Here is a 16,214-nt window from a genome sequence, read left to right as displayed (position 1 = left end):
ATCAACATCATGATCCTGAGTGCGACGAACATGCGCTTCCCTCTTGTTCTCGTCTTTACCTCAACCTGACAGAGACTCATTTCCATCAGGTGAGAGAAGCTGGTTGTCGCGAGCTTTACGGCGTTGGTGAGCGAGAGGTTTACGGCTCACGTCGAGAAGCTGGAACCCAATTCACGCGCCGGGAACGGTGTTGAAAGATCGATCCGAGCATTAAACGCGTGGTTCAGCGCGGCCTGGTCAATGTCGATTGAGACAGCCAGGAAGGCGCAAATCATTATGCCCATCGTTCGATATTCGCTTATTCCCTCATCCTTGGTACTTGCTTCGTTGTTTGTTTACGATGCCTGCTTCGGCCACGATCACGACCTGATGTCTCCGACCGGAGTGATCGCGCTCCGCTGGCCGGACATCGGCGAATTTCGCTTAACCACAAATGCAGTTCATGCGACGCCTGCGGCGATGACGCCCGCCGCGCGCGTTAGGGAAACGTTTGCGATGTTCATGCCGGGCGACTATCGGCGTATGCGTACGACCGGCCGGCAGGGATAGGCGGCAGGAGGTCGCCGTTGCGGGTGGCATGTCGCACGGGCACCGCGCCGGTCACGTCCTCAACGCGAGAGGCGGCATCTATCGCTTGGCGTGAAAGTCAAACCACTCGCCGAGACGGTTCTTGCCCGCGCGTTCGTCGAAATCCCTCAGGAATGCCCAAAGCTCCTTGACTTCGCCAACCGAGCGCCAGCGGCCGGGAGTGCCCTCGGCAAATGGACCGGATGAGCCCAAAGGAAATTTCCGACCCTGGAAGGACCGCACACCCAACGTCCGCTTGATCGCTGCCCTTAAGGCCTTCTTGGGAAATCCCGACAGCAACCCGTCAATCTTCATCAACGACGGAACCGGCTGAGCGCGCGTCACCTGGCTGATGATTTTGAAGTGCCGATATCCCAGCGCGTTGAGCAGATTGAGATCTACGCCGCCATCCTTATGTGACATTTCGATCGACAGGTAAGGAGGCGCCGTGTCCGAGGTCAAACCTCTCACACAACACCGATCATTACCTTCGATATCCACCTTGCAGTAAAACGGAACTCCGAACTCCGCGACGATCGACGAGAACCTTCTGGTTGCGATCTGCACTGCACGATGCGGCGTCCCCCCGCGCGACGCCACACTCTTGTTGAATGATGACCACTCGGTGACGTCAGACATCCAGAATTCTGCTGTACCATCGTCATCCGCCACTCCGACTTCCAACAGAGTGTAGCGACCGTCCCGCATCTCCGGCTCGAACTTCTCCCTCAGCTTTTCAGCCAGCACCGGACTCGCCTCGATGCCGAGCACTCGGTATCCCCGCGAGAGATAATAAGCGGAATCGGCGCCGTCATTCACGCCGACATCATAGATCAGATCGCTAGCAGCCACGTTCCACTCCTCCCGGAAGGAGCACCTTTGAAGACAGGCGTATCGCTGCGGTCAACGAAGCGCCGCTCGGCTCTGCCCGCCATTGCAACCGTTGATCATTCCCGACGCATTATTAGCGTAGCGGTTTTGGATCGGCCCAGTGGCCTTTTTGAGGCGGAAGCGCGTTCGCGATGTTACCGGTTGGATTGCCCCTGGGTACGGCTCGATCCCTGCAGAAACGTCAGAAGCTGGGCGGTCAAAAACTCCGGGTTCTCGTCCGGCAGCCAATGACCGGTGTCGGGCGCAACGCCGCCGCGGACATCGCTGGCAACCTGTTTCGCCATTGTCACTTCAACCATGCCATTGCTCTTGTCGCCGGCGAGGGCAAGCACCGGCATCGGCAATTTGTGGCTTTCGAACTGTGCAAAGCGGCGTTCGTCTTCCGGAAACGCGCGGTAAAGCTCAAATCCAGCGCGCAAACCTCCAGGCGCCGCGTAGGCTCTTGCATAGACGGCAATGTCCTCGTCGGCGATCGGCCGAAAGGCCCGCTTCTTGTAGAAGTCGCGAATGAAGGGATATTCGTGTCCTGCGACGAGCATCTCGGCAATATCGCGCTGCTGGAATAGCCCAAAATGCCATATGTCGGGATCAGCCTTTGACTTTGCTTCGTTCCATGCGCTCGTCGCGGGGAGCGGGACGTCGAGCATCGTGAGCGTCTTGACTTCGCCCGGCCATTGCGACGCATAGGCATAGGCGATCATCACGCCGATATCGCGGCCGACGAGGTTCACAGGGCCTGCCCCGAGCTCGTGGACGAGCGCGCGAATATCCGCCGCCATCGTCGCCTTGTCGTACCCTCCGGCGGGCTTGTCTGACTCGCCGGCGCCGCGGTAGTCGATCGCCACCACCCGGAAGCCTGCTTGGGCAAGCGACGGCATCACTTTGCGCCAAGTGTACCAGGTCTGCGGCCAGCCGTGCAGCAGCACCAGAAGCGGAGCATTGTCGGGCCCGCCAATCACGTAGTGCAGTCGCACACCATTGGCTTGGGCAAAGCCGTCATGAAATTTGCCTTGAAAGCCGGCCGGAAGACCAGTGGGGACGGTCGATGTGACCGCGGAGTCGATTTCATCCGCTTCGGGCAACTGTTGCGCGAGCGCGGATAAAACGCCGCCCGCTGAGATCAAAGCGGCCGCAATCGCCATGAGATGAAGACCGGCTCGTGTCTTGCGCATCGGACAGGCCCTCTCCGGTTCGGTGCCAATCGAGCCGAACGCCGATAGGGTATTTCGGTTCCTTTTCCGGCTACCCTTTGGCGTGGACGCAGCCGCGCTGATCGCGACGCGGGATGCCGTCAACCGTTGGCGATGGCCAAGCAACTCCGCTGCATCATCGATGGCGATGGAACCAGCCACCTCGCTCGAAGGCGCGTTCGGCAGGCTACCCAGGATCAGATCAGGCACGCTCTCGTTTGATGATCGTCTGATAGTCGTCGCTGAATGGCTAGAAACCACCGCGACCTGAAGCGCGTTTTGCTTCATTGGCGAAGAGGAGGCGGGAAGAGGAGGAGGGATGCCGCAAATCGCGCAAGACAATGCCCTGGATAGCTCCCTGGCCTTCTACCGCGAAGGGTACGAGTTTTTTCGCCATCGGCATCGGCAATTTCACACGGACATCTTTCAGGCGAAGCTGCTCGGCAAGACCTACAACTGCGTTTTTGGCGAGGATGCCGCACGGATGTTCTATGAGCCGGATCGATTTACGCGGCAGGGCGCCCTTCCAAGCTCGACCTTGAAACTGCTGCAGGATGAAGGCAGCGTCGCGGTGCTGGACGCGGAGGCGCACGCTCAGCGCAAGCAGATGTTTCTGTCCTTGATGACGCCGGAGCACCTGCGGGCCTTCGCGCAGCTCGCTTCCGAGGTGTTGCTCGATGCCGCCGCCGACCAGCGAAGCCAGAATGGCGGCGTCATCAACCTCGATCAGGCCTTGCGCGGCGTGCTGTGCGATGCTGCCTGCCGCTGGATCGACATCCGGCTGGAGCGCTCCGAGCTACAAAGGCTAACCGGCGAGCTCGGCGCAATGATCGACAATGCCGGAACGATCGGCCCGGCAAACTGGACCGCGCGGATCAGGCGCTGGCATTCAGAACAGCTTCTGCGGCAGCAGGTCGAACGGGTTCGGGCCGGATCGCTCGTGCCGCGCGGAGGCAGCGGGCTCGAAATCATCGCATCACACCGCGAGCCGAATGGCCAGTTGCTCGCGCCTGAAATCTGCGCTGTCGAACTGCTCAACGTCCTGCGCCCGATCGTCGCGATCTCACGTTTCATGACCTTCGCCGCACTCGCGCTACATCAGCATTCGGCGGCTCACGCACAACTCCGCAGCGACGACGCTTTTCTGGAGCCGTTCGTACAGGAGGTGCGCCGGCTAACCCCGTTCTTTCCGGTGGTCGCAGGAATCGCCCGCGAAGACTTCGACTGGCGCGACTACCGGTTCAGCAAAGGCGACCGTTTCGCGCTGGATCTCTACGGCACCAATCGCGACCCCCGGGCATGGGACGATCCCGAAGCGTTTCGTCCTGAGCGCTTCATCGGCTGGCGTGGCAATGCGTTCACGATGATCCCACAAGGCGGGGGCGATTTTGGCGGCCATCGCTGCGCGGGGGAATGGCTGACGATTGCCGTGATGACATCGCTGATGTGCACGCTGGTGCGCGAGATCGAATACGAGGTGCCGGAGCAGGACCTCACAGTCGACCTGTCACGCATTCCAGCCGCGCCGAAGAGCGGCTTTGTCATCGACGTGAAGAGCCTGCACTAGTTGGCGCCTCTGCTCCGCGGACGGGCTATCGAAAGCTTCGTTGAAGCATCTCAGCTTCCAGCCGCGCCGTTCGGCTCGATTCCCAGCCAACCGATCAGGCCGGCGAGTGCGGCGCAAGCCGCGGTGACGAGCATGACCGTATGCAGCGCGCGCTCGAATGCGGCAGCCGCCTGTTCTTGAACGCCGGACTGCCCTGACATCACGGCATTCATGGCTTCGTTGGCCTGCGAGGGCGTTGTCCCAACAAGTTCATGCGAAAAGCTTGCAAACAATACCGCCCCGAGCGCTGCGACCGCGAGCAGACCAGCGATCCGCGCGACTGCATTGTTGACGCCCGAAGCAATGCCGGCGTGGACTTTGCCGGCAGCAGCCATCACCGTCGATGTTAGCGGCGGGACGGTGGTCGACATGCCGACGCCCAGCAGGACGATCGACGGAAGCACGCCGACCCAAAACGATTGCCTGAGATCGACAACAGCAAGCAAAGCCAAGCCGCAGCCCGCAATGATGGGACCGATCGTGAGCAACAACCGCGGGCCTAAACGGTCGGTGAGCGAGCCCGCGAACGATGCGCCGAACCCCATGATCAGCGCAAACGGCAGCAATGCCGATCCAGCCTGTGTCGCGGAGTAGCCCCCGAGCCGGATCAACCCGAACGGCAGATAGTAGAGCGCGCCGCCGAGTGCGAAGTAGAGCAACAGCGTCAGCGCATTGGTTGTGGAAAAATTCCGCGATCGGTAGAGCCCCAGCGGCATCATCGCCCATTCGTGGAGCCGGGCCTCGATCGCGACGAACAAGGCAACAAACCCGGTTCCCGCTCCGAGGGCGGCGAGCACCGTCTTGTCGCGAACGCCCGCCGCCGGAATGGCACTGAGACCCCACGTGATCGCTGCGAGGCCAATCGCGACGGTGACGGCGCCGCTCCAGTCGAGTTGCTTTGCGTGGGGATCGCTGCTCTCGCAAGCGAAGCGAAGCGCAAGCCCGGCCGCCGCAAGCGCGAGTGGAACGTTCAACAGGAAGATCGCCCGCCATGAGACTTGATCGACCAGCCAGCCGCCCAGCGGCGGACCTGCCGCCAACATCAGTGCACCTGCGCCTGCCCAGATTCCGATGGCCTGGCTGCGCTCGTGCTCGTCGAAAGTCGCGCCTAACATGGCGAGACTGGACGGCGTCAACAAGGCGGCGCCAACACCTTGGACGGCGCGGCTGACGATAAGCGTTTCAATATTTGGCGAGAGCCCGCAAGCGATGGACGCCGCCGCGAAGACCGCGATGCCCAGAACAAAAATCCGGCGTCGACCATAGAGATCGGCCGCGGAGCCACCGATCAGCACGAGCGCGCTCAGCAGCAGCATATAGGCGTTGACGATCCACTGTGTTGCTGCCGCATCCGAATGGAGCTTGTGCTGGATTGCGGGCAGCGCGATGTTCACGACCGAGCTGTCGAGAAACGCCATGCTCGACCCGACTATGGTCGCCGCCAGCGTCAGCCGCTTGCGGAGTTGCGACGGGTCCGCATCAAAATAGACTGTCGCCTGGATCAGCCCCGCATCGCAGGGCGGCCGTGTAAATCCAACCATTGGATGCTCGAGAAGGACGGTTGCCGCAGGTCAGGCTCGTGTCCATCGTTGGCAACGCCGGCCCGCCTGGGTCGCCGCGTCTGATCTCGTGGCGAACCGTAATAAGCTCGTGCCAGCCGGCTGGTTCCGAATATCCGAGGCCGGAAGGGCCTCGTCGCCGCGAGACGTCAACTCTCAAACCCAAACCCGGGCTGCTCCGGATGTGCCGTCGGCGCCCGCGGATTCTCGCCCGTTACCGCCATCGGCAGTTGCTAAAGCGATGGGAACAGCCAGGCGCTGGACGTTCCCTGACAGGATGGCGTTCTTTCGGCGCAAATCCTTGCTTGATCGTCCCAACTGTATGCGGACGCCCGCTGGCGCCGTGCTAGCGGCCCCGCGTTATCCCGGACCAATCGCCGCGGAGCCGAAATCCGGCGCCTCGATCTGACCGGCGCGATGGCAGGCGACACTGTGACCAGAGCCGATCGCTTCGAGCTGCGGCAGTGCCTGCCGGCAACGCTCAACAGCGAACGGACAGCGTTGCGCAAAGCGGCAACCGGGCGGCGGGTCGACCGGGCTCGGCGGATCGCCCTTGACCAGGTAGCGTTGCTTTAGCGCGTCGCGGAGCGGGCCGGCCGGTGCGGCGGCTGCAATCAACGACCAAGCGTAGGGATGGCGTGGCTCGCTGAACAGCGCCGATGCCGGAGCCAGCTCGACGATCTTGCCGAGGTACATGACCGCGATCTCGTCGCAGAACTGCTGGATGACACCGAGGTCGTGCGAGATGAAGATGTAGGTCAGACCACGCTCACGCTGCAGCTTCTTCAAGAGATTGAGAATCTGTGCCTGGATTGCGACGTCGAGGGCGGAGACGGCCTCGTCGCAGACGATCATGTCGGGTTCGGGCGCGAGCGCACGCGCGATGCACAAGCGCTGACGTTGACCGCCGGAGAACTGATGCGGGAAGAGGTCGGCGGCCTGCGGCGGCAATCCCACCTCGGCGAGCAGAGCCCGCACCCGCTCGTCACGCTCGCTCCTGCTCCCGATCTGCAAAAGATCGAGCGGCTCGCGCACCTGATCGCCAGCGCGCCGCCGTGGATCGAGTGCCGAAAAGGGATCCTGGAATACGATCTGCAGATGGCGTCGTAACTGTCGCAGCGGCTCACCCGCGAGTTGCATGATGTTCTCGCCATCAAATACGATCTTTCCCGACGTCGCTGGAACCAACCGCATCACCGCCTGCGCGGTGGTCGATTTTCCGGAGCCGCTCTCCCCCACGATTCCGAAGGTCGTGCCGCGACGAACCCGGAAGCTGACGCCGTCGACCGCGTGCACGAGGGATGGTCGTGCAAACATGCGCTTGCGTCCGGCCGGGAAATGCACGACGAGCTCGCTCACGTCGAGCAACGGAGACCCGGCTTCGTAGGCCATTTCGGTAGCCTTGGCCGTCGTCATCATGTTCATGCTGCAATCTCTGCCTGGCGCCAGCACGACACGACATGTCCCGTTTCGACTTGGTCGAGCGGCGGTTGCCGTCGTGCGCGGCATATATCACCGGCGTTGGTGCAACGTGCGAGGAAGGCGCAGTCTTCTCCACGAGCACCTAACGGCGGAACCATGCCGGGAATCTCGGCAAGCTCGACCCAGGCGCCTGACCGCGCGTGGCCAAGCGACAGATGCGGCACACAGGCGAGCAGACCGCGAGTATAGGGATGACGCGGCTGTGCGATGACGCGCTTCGCCGGGCCCGCCTCGATGCAGCGTCCCGCGTAGAGCACGGCCACATCGTCGGCAAGCTCGGCAACCGCGCCGAGGTCGTGGGTGATGAGCACGATCGCGGTCTCGGTCTCCTGCTGCAGTCGCGCCAGGAGGTCAAAGATCTGCGCTTGCACTGTCACGTCCAGCGCCGTGGTCGGCTCGTCAGCAATCAGGAGCTTCGGCTTGCCGGCAAGCGCCATCGCGATCATGACGCGCTGTCGCATGCCGCCGGACAGTTGGTGTGGATAGGCATTGACGCGTTGCTCCGCCGCGGGAATCTGCACTGCCCGCAGGAATTCGATGGCCAGCTCGGTGGCATCCGCACGGCCAAGTCCACGGTGGGCTCGTAACACCTCGGCGATCTGGTCGCCGACCGTGTAGAGTGGGTTGAGCGCGGTCATCGGTTCTTGGAAGATCATCGACATCGCGTTGCCGCGTAGCGCTCGCAGCCGCTTGGGCGATGCAGCCAAGACGTCCTCGCCGGCGAGCAGGATGCGGCCTCCGGTGACCACGAAACCTGGAGGCAATAGCCCCATGATCGCGAGCGCGGTCATGCTCTTGCCACAACCGGACTCGCCGACCAGCGCCATGGTCCGGCCTTGATTGACCTTGAACGACAGGTCCTCAAGCACCGGAACCGAGCTGCCCGTGCCGCTCTCGATCGCCACGCCGAGGTGGTCGATATCCAATACCGGAATCATCAGGTCCTCCGCCGCAGCCGCGGGTTGATCGCATCGTTGACACCGTCGCCGACAAGGCTGACTGCCAGGACAGCCAGGAAGATTGCAGCGCCGGGGAAGGTCACAGTCCACCAGGCGTCGAGCACGTAGTTGCGATTCTGGCCGAGCATGAGCCCCCAACTCATGGTGTTGGGATCGCCGAGGCCAAGAAAACTGAGACCGCCTTCAAACAGGATAGCGACACCGATCGCGAGCGTCGCGGAGATGATAATCGGCGGCAACGCGTTGGGCAGGATGACGCGAAGGATAAGATGAACATTGCCGGCTCCTGCCGCACGCGACGCCTTGATGAAATCGAGGTTGCGGAGCCGCATGAACTCAGCGCGGGTCAATCGTGCCGCCGTGGTCCAGCTCACCGCACCGATCGCGACCGTAATCGTGGTCAGCTTCTGGCCGAACAGGGTGACCAGCACCATGGCAAACAGCAGTGGCGGCAGGATTTGGAAAAACTCGGTGATCTTGACGAGCGTGGTGTCGATGACGCCACCGAAATAGCCGCTCAGCGAGCCTACGCTGACCCCGATCATGATGGTGATCAACGCCGCGACGGTGCCGACTGTCAACGTGGCGCGGCCGCCGTAGATCAGTCCGGCCAACACATCGCGGCCAAGGTAGTCCGTCCCGAGCCATGCGTCAGCCGACGGAGGCGTGAACGGCGCGCCAGCGATATCCAGCGGATCGACCGGATAGAGCAAGGGACCAAGGATGGTGCAGAGCACCAGAGCAATCAGCAGCAAGGCGCCCACGACGCCGGACGGGCTCTTCGAGAATTGCTGCAGCGCCACCCTGGCGGGCGAGGCGGCAGGGCGCGACGGCAGAATTGCGGGGGCCGGTGCCGCGATCAGGGATGATCCGGTCTCGAGCGTGGTCATTTTGTCCCCACACGGATACGAGGATCGATCAGGCGATAGACCAGGTCGGTCACGATGTTCGAGACCATCACCATCAACGCGGAAAAGAATAGCACTGCCATCAGTGTCGGATAGTCGCGCCGGAGGATGGAATCGAACACCAGGCGGCCCATGCCTGGCCAGCTAAACACCGTTTCGACGACAACGGCGCCAGCAAACAGGTTGCCGAACTGCAGTCCGATGATGGTGACAATGGGAATCAGCGCGTTTCGCAGAGCGTGCTTGAACACCACGACCGTTTCGGAGAGACCCTTGGCCCGTGCAGTCCGAATGTAGTCTGCCGACAGCACGTCAATCATGTTGACGCGGGCGAGACGGCTATACTGCGCCATAAAAACCAGGGCGAGCGTCAGCGACGGCAGCACGAGGTGCTGTAGTACATCCACCAGATAGGCGAGACCGGTTTTCGGATTGACGACATCGGTCATCCCGGACACTGGAAGGATGGGCCAAATCGATCCGAACAACAGCAACAGCATCAACCCGGTCCAGAAGATCGGGGCAGAGTAGCCGGCGAGCGATAGCAAGGTGACGGCATGGCTGACCAAGCCGTTTGGCCGCCGCGCGCTGATGATGCCGAGCGTGGTCCCGATCAGGACGGCGAGGACGAGGGCCGCGAATGCAAGCAGCAGGGTCGCCGGTATCCGCTGCTGAATCAGGCTGAGGACCGGCTCGTTGAAATAATACGAGTAGCCGAAATCCCCCGTCGCAATTTTGCCGAGATAAGTGACAAGCTGCTCGAGGAGGCTGTGGTCCAGGCCGTATTTCGCCCGCAGCGCCGCCACCACCTCCGCGGAGGCGCCACCCATCTCCCCTGCGATCACCTGCACCGGATCACCTGGCGCAAGATGGATTAGGCAGAAGTTCAGGACGATCACCGCCAGCAGCAATGCGACAGCGTTGGCTAGCCGCTGAAATAGATGCACAGTGAGGGTCATGGTACGGACCTGCCTCGACCGGGTGGATCAAGTCTTCGGCGGTGACGCCCAGGACAATTCGTCGAGCGGCGACATTACGCCCCAGATCGTGTTTGGAAGATGCTCCAGCCCCTTGCTGAACGCGGAGTAGTACGGCACCACGTCGATGAAATAGATCGGCACCTCCGAGACAACGATCTTCTGGAACTCGGAATAGAGTTCCTTTCGTCTCTCCGGCGAAGTTTCTTTCGCTGCGGCAGCCAGGAGTTCGTCGACCTTGGGGTTGCTGTATTGTTGTGTGTTCGACCAGATGACGCCCTTACGAATGTTCGAAGAGAGATAGGTGCGATCGACTCCGATCACCGGATCGCCCCAATTGAAGACCGTGTCCATGGTCAGGTCGAAATCATGATTCGAGATGCGCTGCGCCCAGGTCGGGAAGTCGGGAGCGGCGCGGACCTCCAGGTTGATGCCGGCGCGCTTCAGCTGCGAACGCAGGTACTCGGCGATGTTGCGCTGCTGCTCATCCGCACCTGGGATATAGTCGATCGTCAAAGACAAGCGCGAACCGTCCGCCCGCTTGGGATAGCCCGCCGCGTCAAGCAATGACTGCGCCTTGGCGAGATCGAATTTGTAGGTCTCGACGTTCTTTTCCTCGAGCAACGAACCGGGCGCGACCGGTCCTGTCGCGGGCTGCGCCTTGCCGCCCATCAGCTTGTTGACGATGAAATCGCGGTTGGCGGCATAAGCGATGGCCTGACGCACCCTGACGTCGTCGAGGGGCTTCTTCTTGGTGTTGAAGGCGAGCCAATTCAAGGCACCGATGCCCGTGTAGCCCTTGTTGGTGACAACGAGATTTGACGCCCTCTGCAGGCGCTCGATATCGCGAATACCAGTGACAAATGGAAGGATATTGGTCTCGCCACGTTCCGCCGACACCAGCGCAGCGTTCGGATCCGACATGATGCGCAACACGATCTTGTCGAGTTTCGGCCGGTCTGGAATAAAGAACCGATGGAATTTCTCAAGCGTGATGTATTCACCCTGCTTGTACTCCGTCAGCTTGAACGGCCCCGAACCGATCGGTTTCAGGTTGGCGGGATGCGTCTTCAAGTCCTGGCCGTCGCCGTAGATGTGCTTGGGCAAAATGGGCATGAGCGCCGGCGACATGGCGAGAAGAAGCGCCGGGTGCGGATGCGACAGGCGAATCACCGCGGTATACGGATCAGGCGTCTCGACCTTGTCGACCACTGCCAACATGTTCTGGAAGGGATGATTGGCCTTGATCGCCATGATCGAGAACGCGACATCTTCGGAAGTGACGGGGTGACCGTCGTGAAACACCGCGTTCCTGACCAGATGCAATGTCACGGACAGGCCATCCTGGGACGTCTCCCAGGATTGGGCGAGATATGGCTGCGGATTCCAGTTATCGTCGTAGCGCAACGGACTAGCAAAAATCTGCGCGCCTGGTACCGCGGTCGCGACGCCGGACTGTACGGCGCCATTGAAATGCCGAGGCACCTGCGTGGTGGCGATGACCACGGTCCCGCCGGGAGACTGCGCAAGCGATCGTTGCGGCGTTGCATACGTGGCAAGGATGCCGATGGCTGTGAGGAGAATTGCCCGATTAAGCCGCATAAGAAAACCTCCATACCTGGAATGGTGACTTGGTGTAATCCGGCGTTTCTTTGCCGCCGTTGTCGAACGAAATCAGCGTCCAGGCTCACCCTCGAGCCCGGGCAAGCGCGCCATCAAGTATGATGTCTAATTCTTCTGTCGGCGGCAGATCGCGCGTGCCGACGCCGATCAGAATGATGTCTCCCTCCTCCGCCAACGAGGTGCTTGTCGCGGATAGCGACCATGACTTCCCGATCATCTGGAACACCGCGGGAGCACGCTCGCCAACAAGTCGACATGATCCCTTCAAACGGAGAAGCTGCGGCGGCAAAGATGCGATTGCATCCGCCAGGCGGACGCGATCGAAGGCGCCATCGCGGCGATAGGCCCAGCGCCGGAATTCCGACTCATGAGCCGTGACGTCGCGCTCGATCGCATCGGCGCGGAAACCGTGACAACCTGACGGCATCGATATCGAGGTGAGCAGCGGCAGCGCGTCGCGCGAGGTCGCAAGCACGGGAACGCCGGGCCGGATCGCGCTGATTGCGCGCCGTGCGGTCTCGAGGCCTTCGGCGTCGACGAGGTCGCTCTTGTTGAGAAGAATGACGTCGGCACGGGCGAACTGATTGCGGACGGTGTCACCGACGCGAACATCGATCGAAAGCTCCGCGACGCGCGAAGCATCCGCGAGCACGATGACGCGATCCAGCCGCAATGCCCGTTCCACCAGCGCGATCTCGGCGATGCGCCAAGGATCGCCGACCCCGCTCGCCTCGACCACGATGTGATCGAATGTGGTTGCGTTGTCGATAAGTCGCCCGAGCGTGTCGAGAAAGCCATCGCCGGCGCTGCAACAGATGCACCCGTTGGTCAGCGTCATGGTGGTGCCGTCGTGATCAGCGATCAGGGCTGCGTCGACGTTGATCTCGCCGAAATCGTTGATCAGAACGGCCGTACGCGTAGTGCTTGTCGCGAGCAGATGGTTGAGGAACGTGGTCTTGCCGGCGCCGAGGAAGCCGCCAATCACGGTGACCGGTATGATCGCCGAGGCCGTCATGCTCGCGGCGCTCGGTGAACGCGGCCCCCGACCACCGTTCCCCAGACCGGCACGTCTTTCAATTTTTCTGGGCTGACCGTGAGCGGATTGTCGTCGAGCACAGCGAAATCGGCCAGCTTTCCGGTCTCGATACTGCCGACGAGATGATCGAGCTTCAGGGTGTAGGCGGCCCCGATGGTTACGGCGGCGAGCGCTTGTTCGACGCTGAGCGCTTCGGTCTCGCGTCCGAGTTGGCGCCCACCGGACGAGGTGCGGTTGACGGCGCACCACGCGGTGAACAGCGGCGCAAGTGGCGTGACCGGGGCATCCGAGTGGATCGCGTAAGGCACTCCGAGACGGTGCGCCGTGCCGGTGGCGTCCAGTCGACCCGCGCGCTCGGGTCCCATCGTCAGCTCGTAGTGGGAGTCGCCCCAATAATAGACGTGGTTGGCAAACAGGTTGACGCAGACACCGAGTGCCTTCATCCGCCGGAACTGTGCCGCGTCGGCCATCTGGCAGTGCTGCAGGGTGTGGCGATGGTCTGGACGCGGCATGGCCGTCTGAGCCGCCTCGATCGCGTCGAGCGCCAGGGCGGTCGCCTCGTCGCCGTTGGTGTGGATGTGAAGCTGGATGCCGGCTCGGTGGTAGGCGTCTACGAGTCGCGGCAACTCTTCGGGAGCGATGTACCATAGGCCGTTGGGCGCACCGTTGTGATAGCCAGGCCATCGGAGCCGGGCCGTGAAGCCCTGTATCGAGCCGTCGACGACGAGCTTGACGATGCCATAATGCAGCTTTTCGTTGTTGCCCTGACGCAGCGCCGTAATCTTGGCGATGCCCCGGTCCGGCGCATGTGAAGCGGACGACAGCGCCGGAACCAGCCGAAGACCGAAACTGTCGCGGGCCGTGGCCGCGCGATAAAGCTCGACCGTCTGATCGCTCAGGTCGTTGTGCAGGTCGGTGATTGTGGTGACGCCCTGGACGCAGGCCGACGCCGCATAGCGTTCGACGTCGGCTGACGTGATGTTGCCGGACAGCGGATTGCCGAACACCCGAAATACCTTGAAGCGTGCGGCGATACCTTGCAATTCGCCGCTCGCGAGCCCGTCGCGGCCCGCGACCACGCCGGAAATGTCGGTCGCGGCCAAAAGCTCTGCACGCTCCAGCACCAACGTATTGACATTGATGATATGGAAGCTCGCGTGGATGACCATGATCGGGCGCGTCGTTGACACTTGGTCAAGCTGCTGCCGGGTAAGCATCCGCCCGCCGATATGCAGGGGATCGAACCCCCACGCGAACAGCGTCGCGTTCGGGTCGGTCATCGCGGCCTCGGCCTCCCTCAGCCGTGCAATGATCGCATCGATGTCGCGAACACCAGGCACCAGGCGGCCTTCCGGCGAACGGCGATCGCCGGCGCCGACGTAAGGTTGCGACCACACGACGCCTTCCATGATGTGGCTGTGGCCTTCGACGAAGCCGGGCAGCAGCACCTTGTCCTGGAACCGATCGTCACGCGTGCCCTGGATGGAGTTCAGCTCCTCACTGGTGCCGACTGCCACGATGCGGCCTTCGCGTACAGCGACGTGGGTCGCCGCCGGCCGGGATGGGTTCATTGTCACGATGCAACGGGTCGAAAAGACGACTGTGTCTTTGCTGTCCTGGCTCACGCTCACCGCTCCCAAATTTCTTTGCGGTCGAGCCTGCAGCGCGGGACAGGATTGGACCAGCGCCAGATGCGGGGTGCGCATGGGGCCAGAGACGCGGGGGAAGCCCGGCCCTTCACGATTTTTTCTTGACAGGCCCCCGCAGCGCAACGTCCGATGGGGAATACTTTGGAAGAGTAGAACTCTTTGGATCGATGGGAAGAATTGCTGACCCAATGCAATCGGATGCCGATGGTCGCCTGACACCAGGCGGTGGGACCGACGCGCTATTCTGGGGATCACTGTTCCGCGACCTCGACCGCGAGGGGTCGTTCTTGCAGTTGCAGATCCGACAGATCATCGTCTCGGCCATCGAAAACGGCCGGCTGCCGCTGGGCGCCCGCATGCCTTCAAGCCGCGATCTTGCCGCCGTGCTCAAGGTCTCTCGCAATACCATTGTCATCGCATACGAGCAGCTCATCGATCAGAACTTCCTGATCGCGCGCGAACGCACCGGCTATTTCGTTGCCGGTCTGCCCAAGCACATCGGTGCGGCCGCCCGCGAGCCGGGCGGAGCGACCCGCGACGACGGTCGTTGGACCAGCCGGTTTGCGCACCGGCCCTCGACGTACCGCAACATCGTCAAGCCGCTCGACTGGCAGGCCCATCCGTACCCATTCATCTTCGGGCAGTTCGATCCCGGGCTGTTTCCAACCAACGACTGGCGGGAGAGTGCGCGTGCCGCGCTCAGCGTACCGGAAATCAACAACTGGGCGCGGGATCTGATCGACGGCGATGATCCGGCCCTCATCGAGCAACTTCAGCTTCAAGTGTTGCCACGCCGCGGCATCCGCGCGCGCTCCGATGAGATCATGATCACGATCGGGGCCCAGCACGCGCTCTATCTCATCGCGAAGCTGTTCATCACTCCGACCACGCGAATCGGAGTGGAGGAGCCCGGCTATCCCGATGCGCGCAACATCTTTGGCCTGCTGACGCCGAATGTGGTGCCGCTGCGGGTCGACAGCGGCGGCCTGGTGCTCGGCGACGAGTTCGAAAATTGCTCGCTGGTGCACGTTACCGCAAGTCATCAATGCCCGACGGCTGTGGTGATGCCCCTCGCGCGGCGGCATGCGCTTCTGCAGGCGGCGCAGTCGCACGGTATCATTCTGATAGAGGACGATTACGACGGGGAGCTAATGCCGGAAGAGGGCGAACTACCCCCATTGATGAGCCTCGATCGCGGCAGCAGCGTGCTCTACGTCGGCTCGCTCTCCAAGGCGCTGGCACCGGGCCTGCGGCTCGGTTATGTGGTGGCCCCGGCCCCGGTCATCCGCGAATTGCGTGCGCTGCGTCGGTTGATGCTGCGGCATCCACCGCTCAACAACCAGCGTGTCGCCGCGCTGTTCATCGGGCTCGGCCACTATCGTTCGCATCTTGCGCGGGTAGGGTCCGTGCTGCTTGAGCGGGCACGCATCCTTGACCGGCTGCTGCCGCAGCATCTGCCGCATTGCACTTGGTCGCGGGGCGCAGGCAGCACCCATTATTGGGTATCGTGTCGGCCTGGAACCGACACGGTGAAGCTCGCTGAGCTCGCCCGTGCTCAGGGCGTGGTGATCGAGCCGGGTGATGTGTTCTCGATCGATGAAGGCTCCGCCCGTCACTGCTTCAGGCTCGGCTTCTCGTCGATCCGCACCGAGCGGATCGAAGCTGGCGTCGAGCGGCTTGGCAAGGTCATCACCCAGACGGGATGATCTGGCTCAGATAACTTCGCTGCCCTTGGCGGCACCGCCGACGACCATCGCGGCGGGGCTT

Annotated in this window: 13 protein-coding genes; 3 read left to right on the top strand and 10 right to left on the bottom strand. The window is 62.3% G+C overall.

Annotated features, from left to right (window positions below; genetic code table 11):
• Positions 1–240 precede the first annotated feature (240 nt).
• Positions 241–549, top strand: coding sequence for a hypothetical protein (locus P6U30_RS02825; RefSeq protein ID WP_407168033.1), 309 nt, complete (start codon positions 241–243; stop codon positions 547–549).
• 78 nt (positions 550–627) lie between these two features.
• On the opposite strand, the gene P6U30_RS02820 is transcribed toward P6U30_RS02825, so the two are convergent.
• Positions 628–1,419, bottom strand: coding sequence for an FkbM family methyltransferase (locus P6U30_RS02820; protein WP_407168032.1), 792 nt, complete (start codon positions 1,417–1,419; stop codon positions 628–630).
• A 173-nt stretch (positions 1,420–1,592) separates the two neighbouring features.
• The gene (locus P6U30_RS02815; protein ID WP_407168031.1) at positions 1,593–2,858 is read right to left on the bottom strand and encodes an alpha/beta fold hydrolase; all 1,266 of its coding nucleotides are present in this window, start codon (positions 2,856–2,858) and stop codon (positions 1,593–1,595) included.
• A gap of 109 nt (positions 2,859–2,967) precedes the next feature.
• Between P6U30_RS02815 and P6U30_RS02810 the strand changes: the two genes are divergently transcribed.
• The gene (locus tag P6U30_RS02810) at positions 2,968–4,215 is read left to right on the top strand and encodes a cytochrome P450 (protein WP_407168030.1); all 1,248 of its coding nucleotides are present in this window, start codon (positions 2,968–2,970) and stop codon (positions 4,213–4,215) included.
• Between the two features lie 50 nt (positions 4,216–4,265).
• Here the strand turns inward: P6U30_RS02810 and P6U30_RS02805 are convergent, their stop codons facing one another.
• From P6U30_RS02805 to P6U30_RS02770, 8 genes are all read right to left on the bottom strand, one after another.
• On the bottom strand, positions 4,266–5,795 hold the full coding sequence (locus P6U30_RS02805; RefSeq protein WP_407168029.1) for an MFS transporter: 1,530 nt from the start codon (positions 5,793–5,795) through the stop codon (positions 4,266–4,268).
• Positions 5,796–6,173: 378 nt separating this feature from the next.
• A complete protein-coding gene (locus P6U30_RS02800; RefSeq protein ID WP_407168028.1) occupies positions 6,174–7,238 on the bottom strand; it encodes an ABC transporter ATP-binding protein in 1,065 nt (354 codons plus the stop codon).
• Positions 7,235–8,233: an ABC transporter ATP-binding protein gene (locus P6U30_RS02795; protein ID WP_407168027.1), complete on the bottom strand. Its 999-nt coding sequence runs from the start codon at positions 8,231–8,233 to the stop codon at positions 7,235–7,237. The genes P6U30_RS02800 and P6U30_RS02795 overlap by 4 nt, the downstream gene beginning before the upstream one ends.
• Positions 8,233–9,144 (bottom strand): ABC transporter permease, encoded by a 912-nt coding sequence (locus P6U30_RS02790; protein ID WP_407168026.1) that lies wholly within the window; start codon positions 9,142–9,144, stop codon positions 8,233–8,235. Before P6U30_RS02790 ends, P6U30_RS02795 begins: the two co-directional genes overlap by 1 nt.
• Positions 9,141–10,121: an ABC transporter permease gene (locus tag P6U30_RS02785; protein ID WP_407168025.1), complete on the bottom strand. Its 981-nt coding sequence runs from the start codon at positions 10,119–10,121 to the stop codon at positions 9,141–9,143. The genes P6U30_RS02790 and P6U30_RS02785 overlap by 4 nt, the downstream gene beginning before the upstream one ends.
• Positions 10,122–10,148: 27 nt before the next feature.
• Positions 10,149–11,741, bottom strand: a complete 1,593-nt coding sequence (locus tag P6U30_RS02780; RefSeq protein WP_407168024.1) for an ABC transporter substrate-binding protein — start codon at positions 11,739–11,741, stop codon at positions 10,149–10,151.
• Between the two features lie 85 nt (positions 11,742–11,826).
• Positions 11,827–12,777 carry a CobW family GTP-binding protein gene (locus tag P6U30_RS02775; protein ID WP_407168023.1) on the bottom strand — a complete coding sequence of 317 codons (951 nt, stop codon included), beginning with the start codon at positions 12,775–12,777 and terminating at the stop codon, positions 11,827–11,829.
• Positions 12,774–14,369: an amidohydrolase gene (locus tag P6U30_RS02770; RefSeq protein ID WP_407170666.1), complete on the bottom strand. Its 1,596-nt coding sequence runs from the start codon at positions 14,367–14,369 to the stop codon at positions 12,774–12,776. Before P6U30_RS02770 ends, P6U30_RS02775 begins: the two co-directional genes overlap by 4 nt.
• A gap of 266 nt (positions 14,370–14,635) precedes the next feature.
• Here P6U30_RS02770 and P6U30_RS02765 point away from each other — a divergent pair, with 266 nt between their 5' ends.
• Positions 14,636–16,153 (top strand): PLP-dependent aminotransferase family protein, encoded by a 1,518-nt coding sequence (locus tag P6U30_RS02765; RefSeq protein WP_407170665.1) that lies wholly within the window; start codon positions 14,636–14,638, stop codon positions 16,151–16,153.
• Positions 16,154–16,214: the final 61 nt, after the last annotated feature.

The organism is Bradyrhizobium sp. ORS 111 (genome assembly GCF_045571485.1).
Taxonomy (GTDB): domain Bacteria; phylum Pseudomonadota; class Alphaproteobacteria; order Rhizobiales; family Xanthobacteraceae; genus Bradyrhizobium.
Note: the sequence above shows the minus strand (reverse complement) of the source record. Positions and strands in the feature narration are given on the sequence as shown.

What these genes read in the sequence shown, in the direction of transcription:
- P6U30_RS02825 (WP_407168033.1), top strand. Translation starts at nt 241, where the DNA reads ATGTCGATTGAGACAGCCAGGAAGGCGCAAATCATTATGCCCATCGTT.
- P6U30_RS02810 (WP_407168030.1), top strand. Translation starts at nt 2,968, where the DNA reads ATGCCGCAAATCGCGCAAGACAATGCCCTGGATAGCTCCCTGGCCTTC.
- P6U30_RS02805 (WP_407168029.1), bottom strand. Translation starts at nt 5,795, where the DNA reads ATGGTTGGATTTACACGGCCGCCCTGCGATGCGGGGCTGATCCAGGCG.
- P6U30_RS02800 (WP_407168028.1), bottom strand. Translation starts at nt 7,238, where the DNA reads ATGAACATGATGACGACGGCCAAGGCTACCGAAATGGCCTACGAAGCC.
- P6U30_RS02795 (WP_407168027.1), bottom strand. Translation starts at nt 8,233, where the DNA reads ATGATTCCGGTATTGGATATCGACCACCTCGGCGTGGCGATCGAGAGC.
- P6U30_RS02790 (WP_407168026.1), bottom strand. Translation starts at nt 9,144, where the DNA reads ATGACCACGCTCGAGACCGGATCATCCCTGATCGCGGCACCGGCCCCC.
- P6U30_RS02785 (WP_407168025.1), bottom strand. Translation starts at nt 10,121, where the DNA reads ATGACCCTCACTGTGCATCTATTTCAGCGGCTAGCCAACGCTGTCGCA.
- P6U30_RS02780 (WP_407168024.1), bottom strand. Translation starts at nt 11,741, where the DNA reads ATGCGGCTTAATCGGGCAATTCTCCTCACAGCCATCGGCATCCTTGCC.
- P6U30_RS02775 (WP_407168023.1), bottom strand. Translation starts at nt 12,777, where the DNA reads ATGACGGCCTCGGCGATCATACCGGTCACCGTGATTGGCGGCTTCCTC.
- P6U30_RS02770 (WP_407170666.1), bottom strand. Translation starts at nt 14,369, where the DNA reads ATGAACCCATCCCGGCCGGCGGCGACCCACGTCGCTGTACGCGAAGGC.
- P6U30_RS02765 (WP_407170665.1), top strand. Translation starts at nt 14,636, where the DNA reads ATGCAATCGGATGCCGATGGTCGCCTGACACCAGGCGGTGGGACCGAC.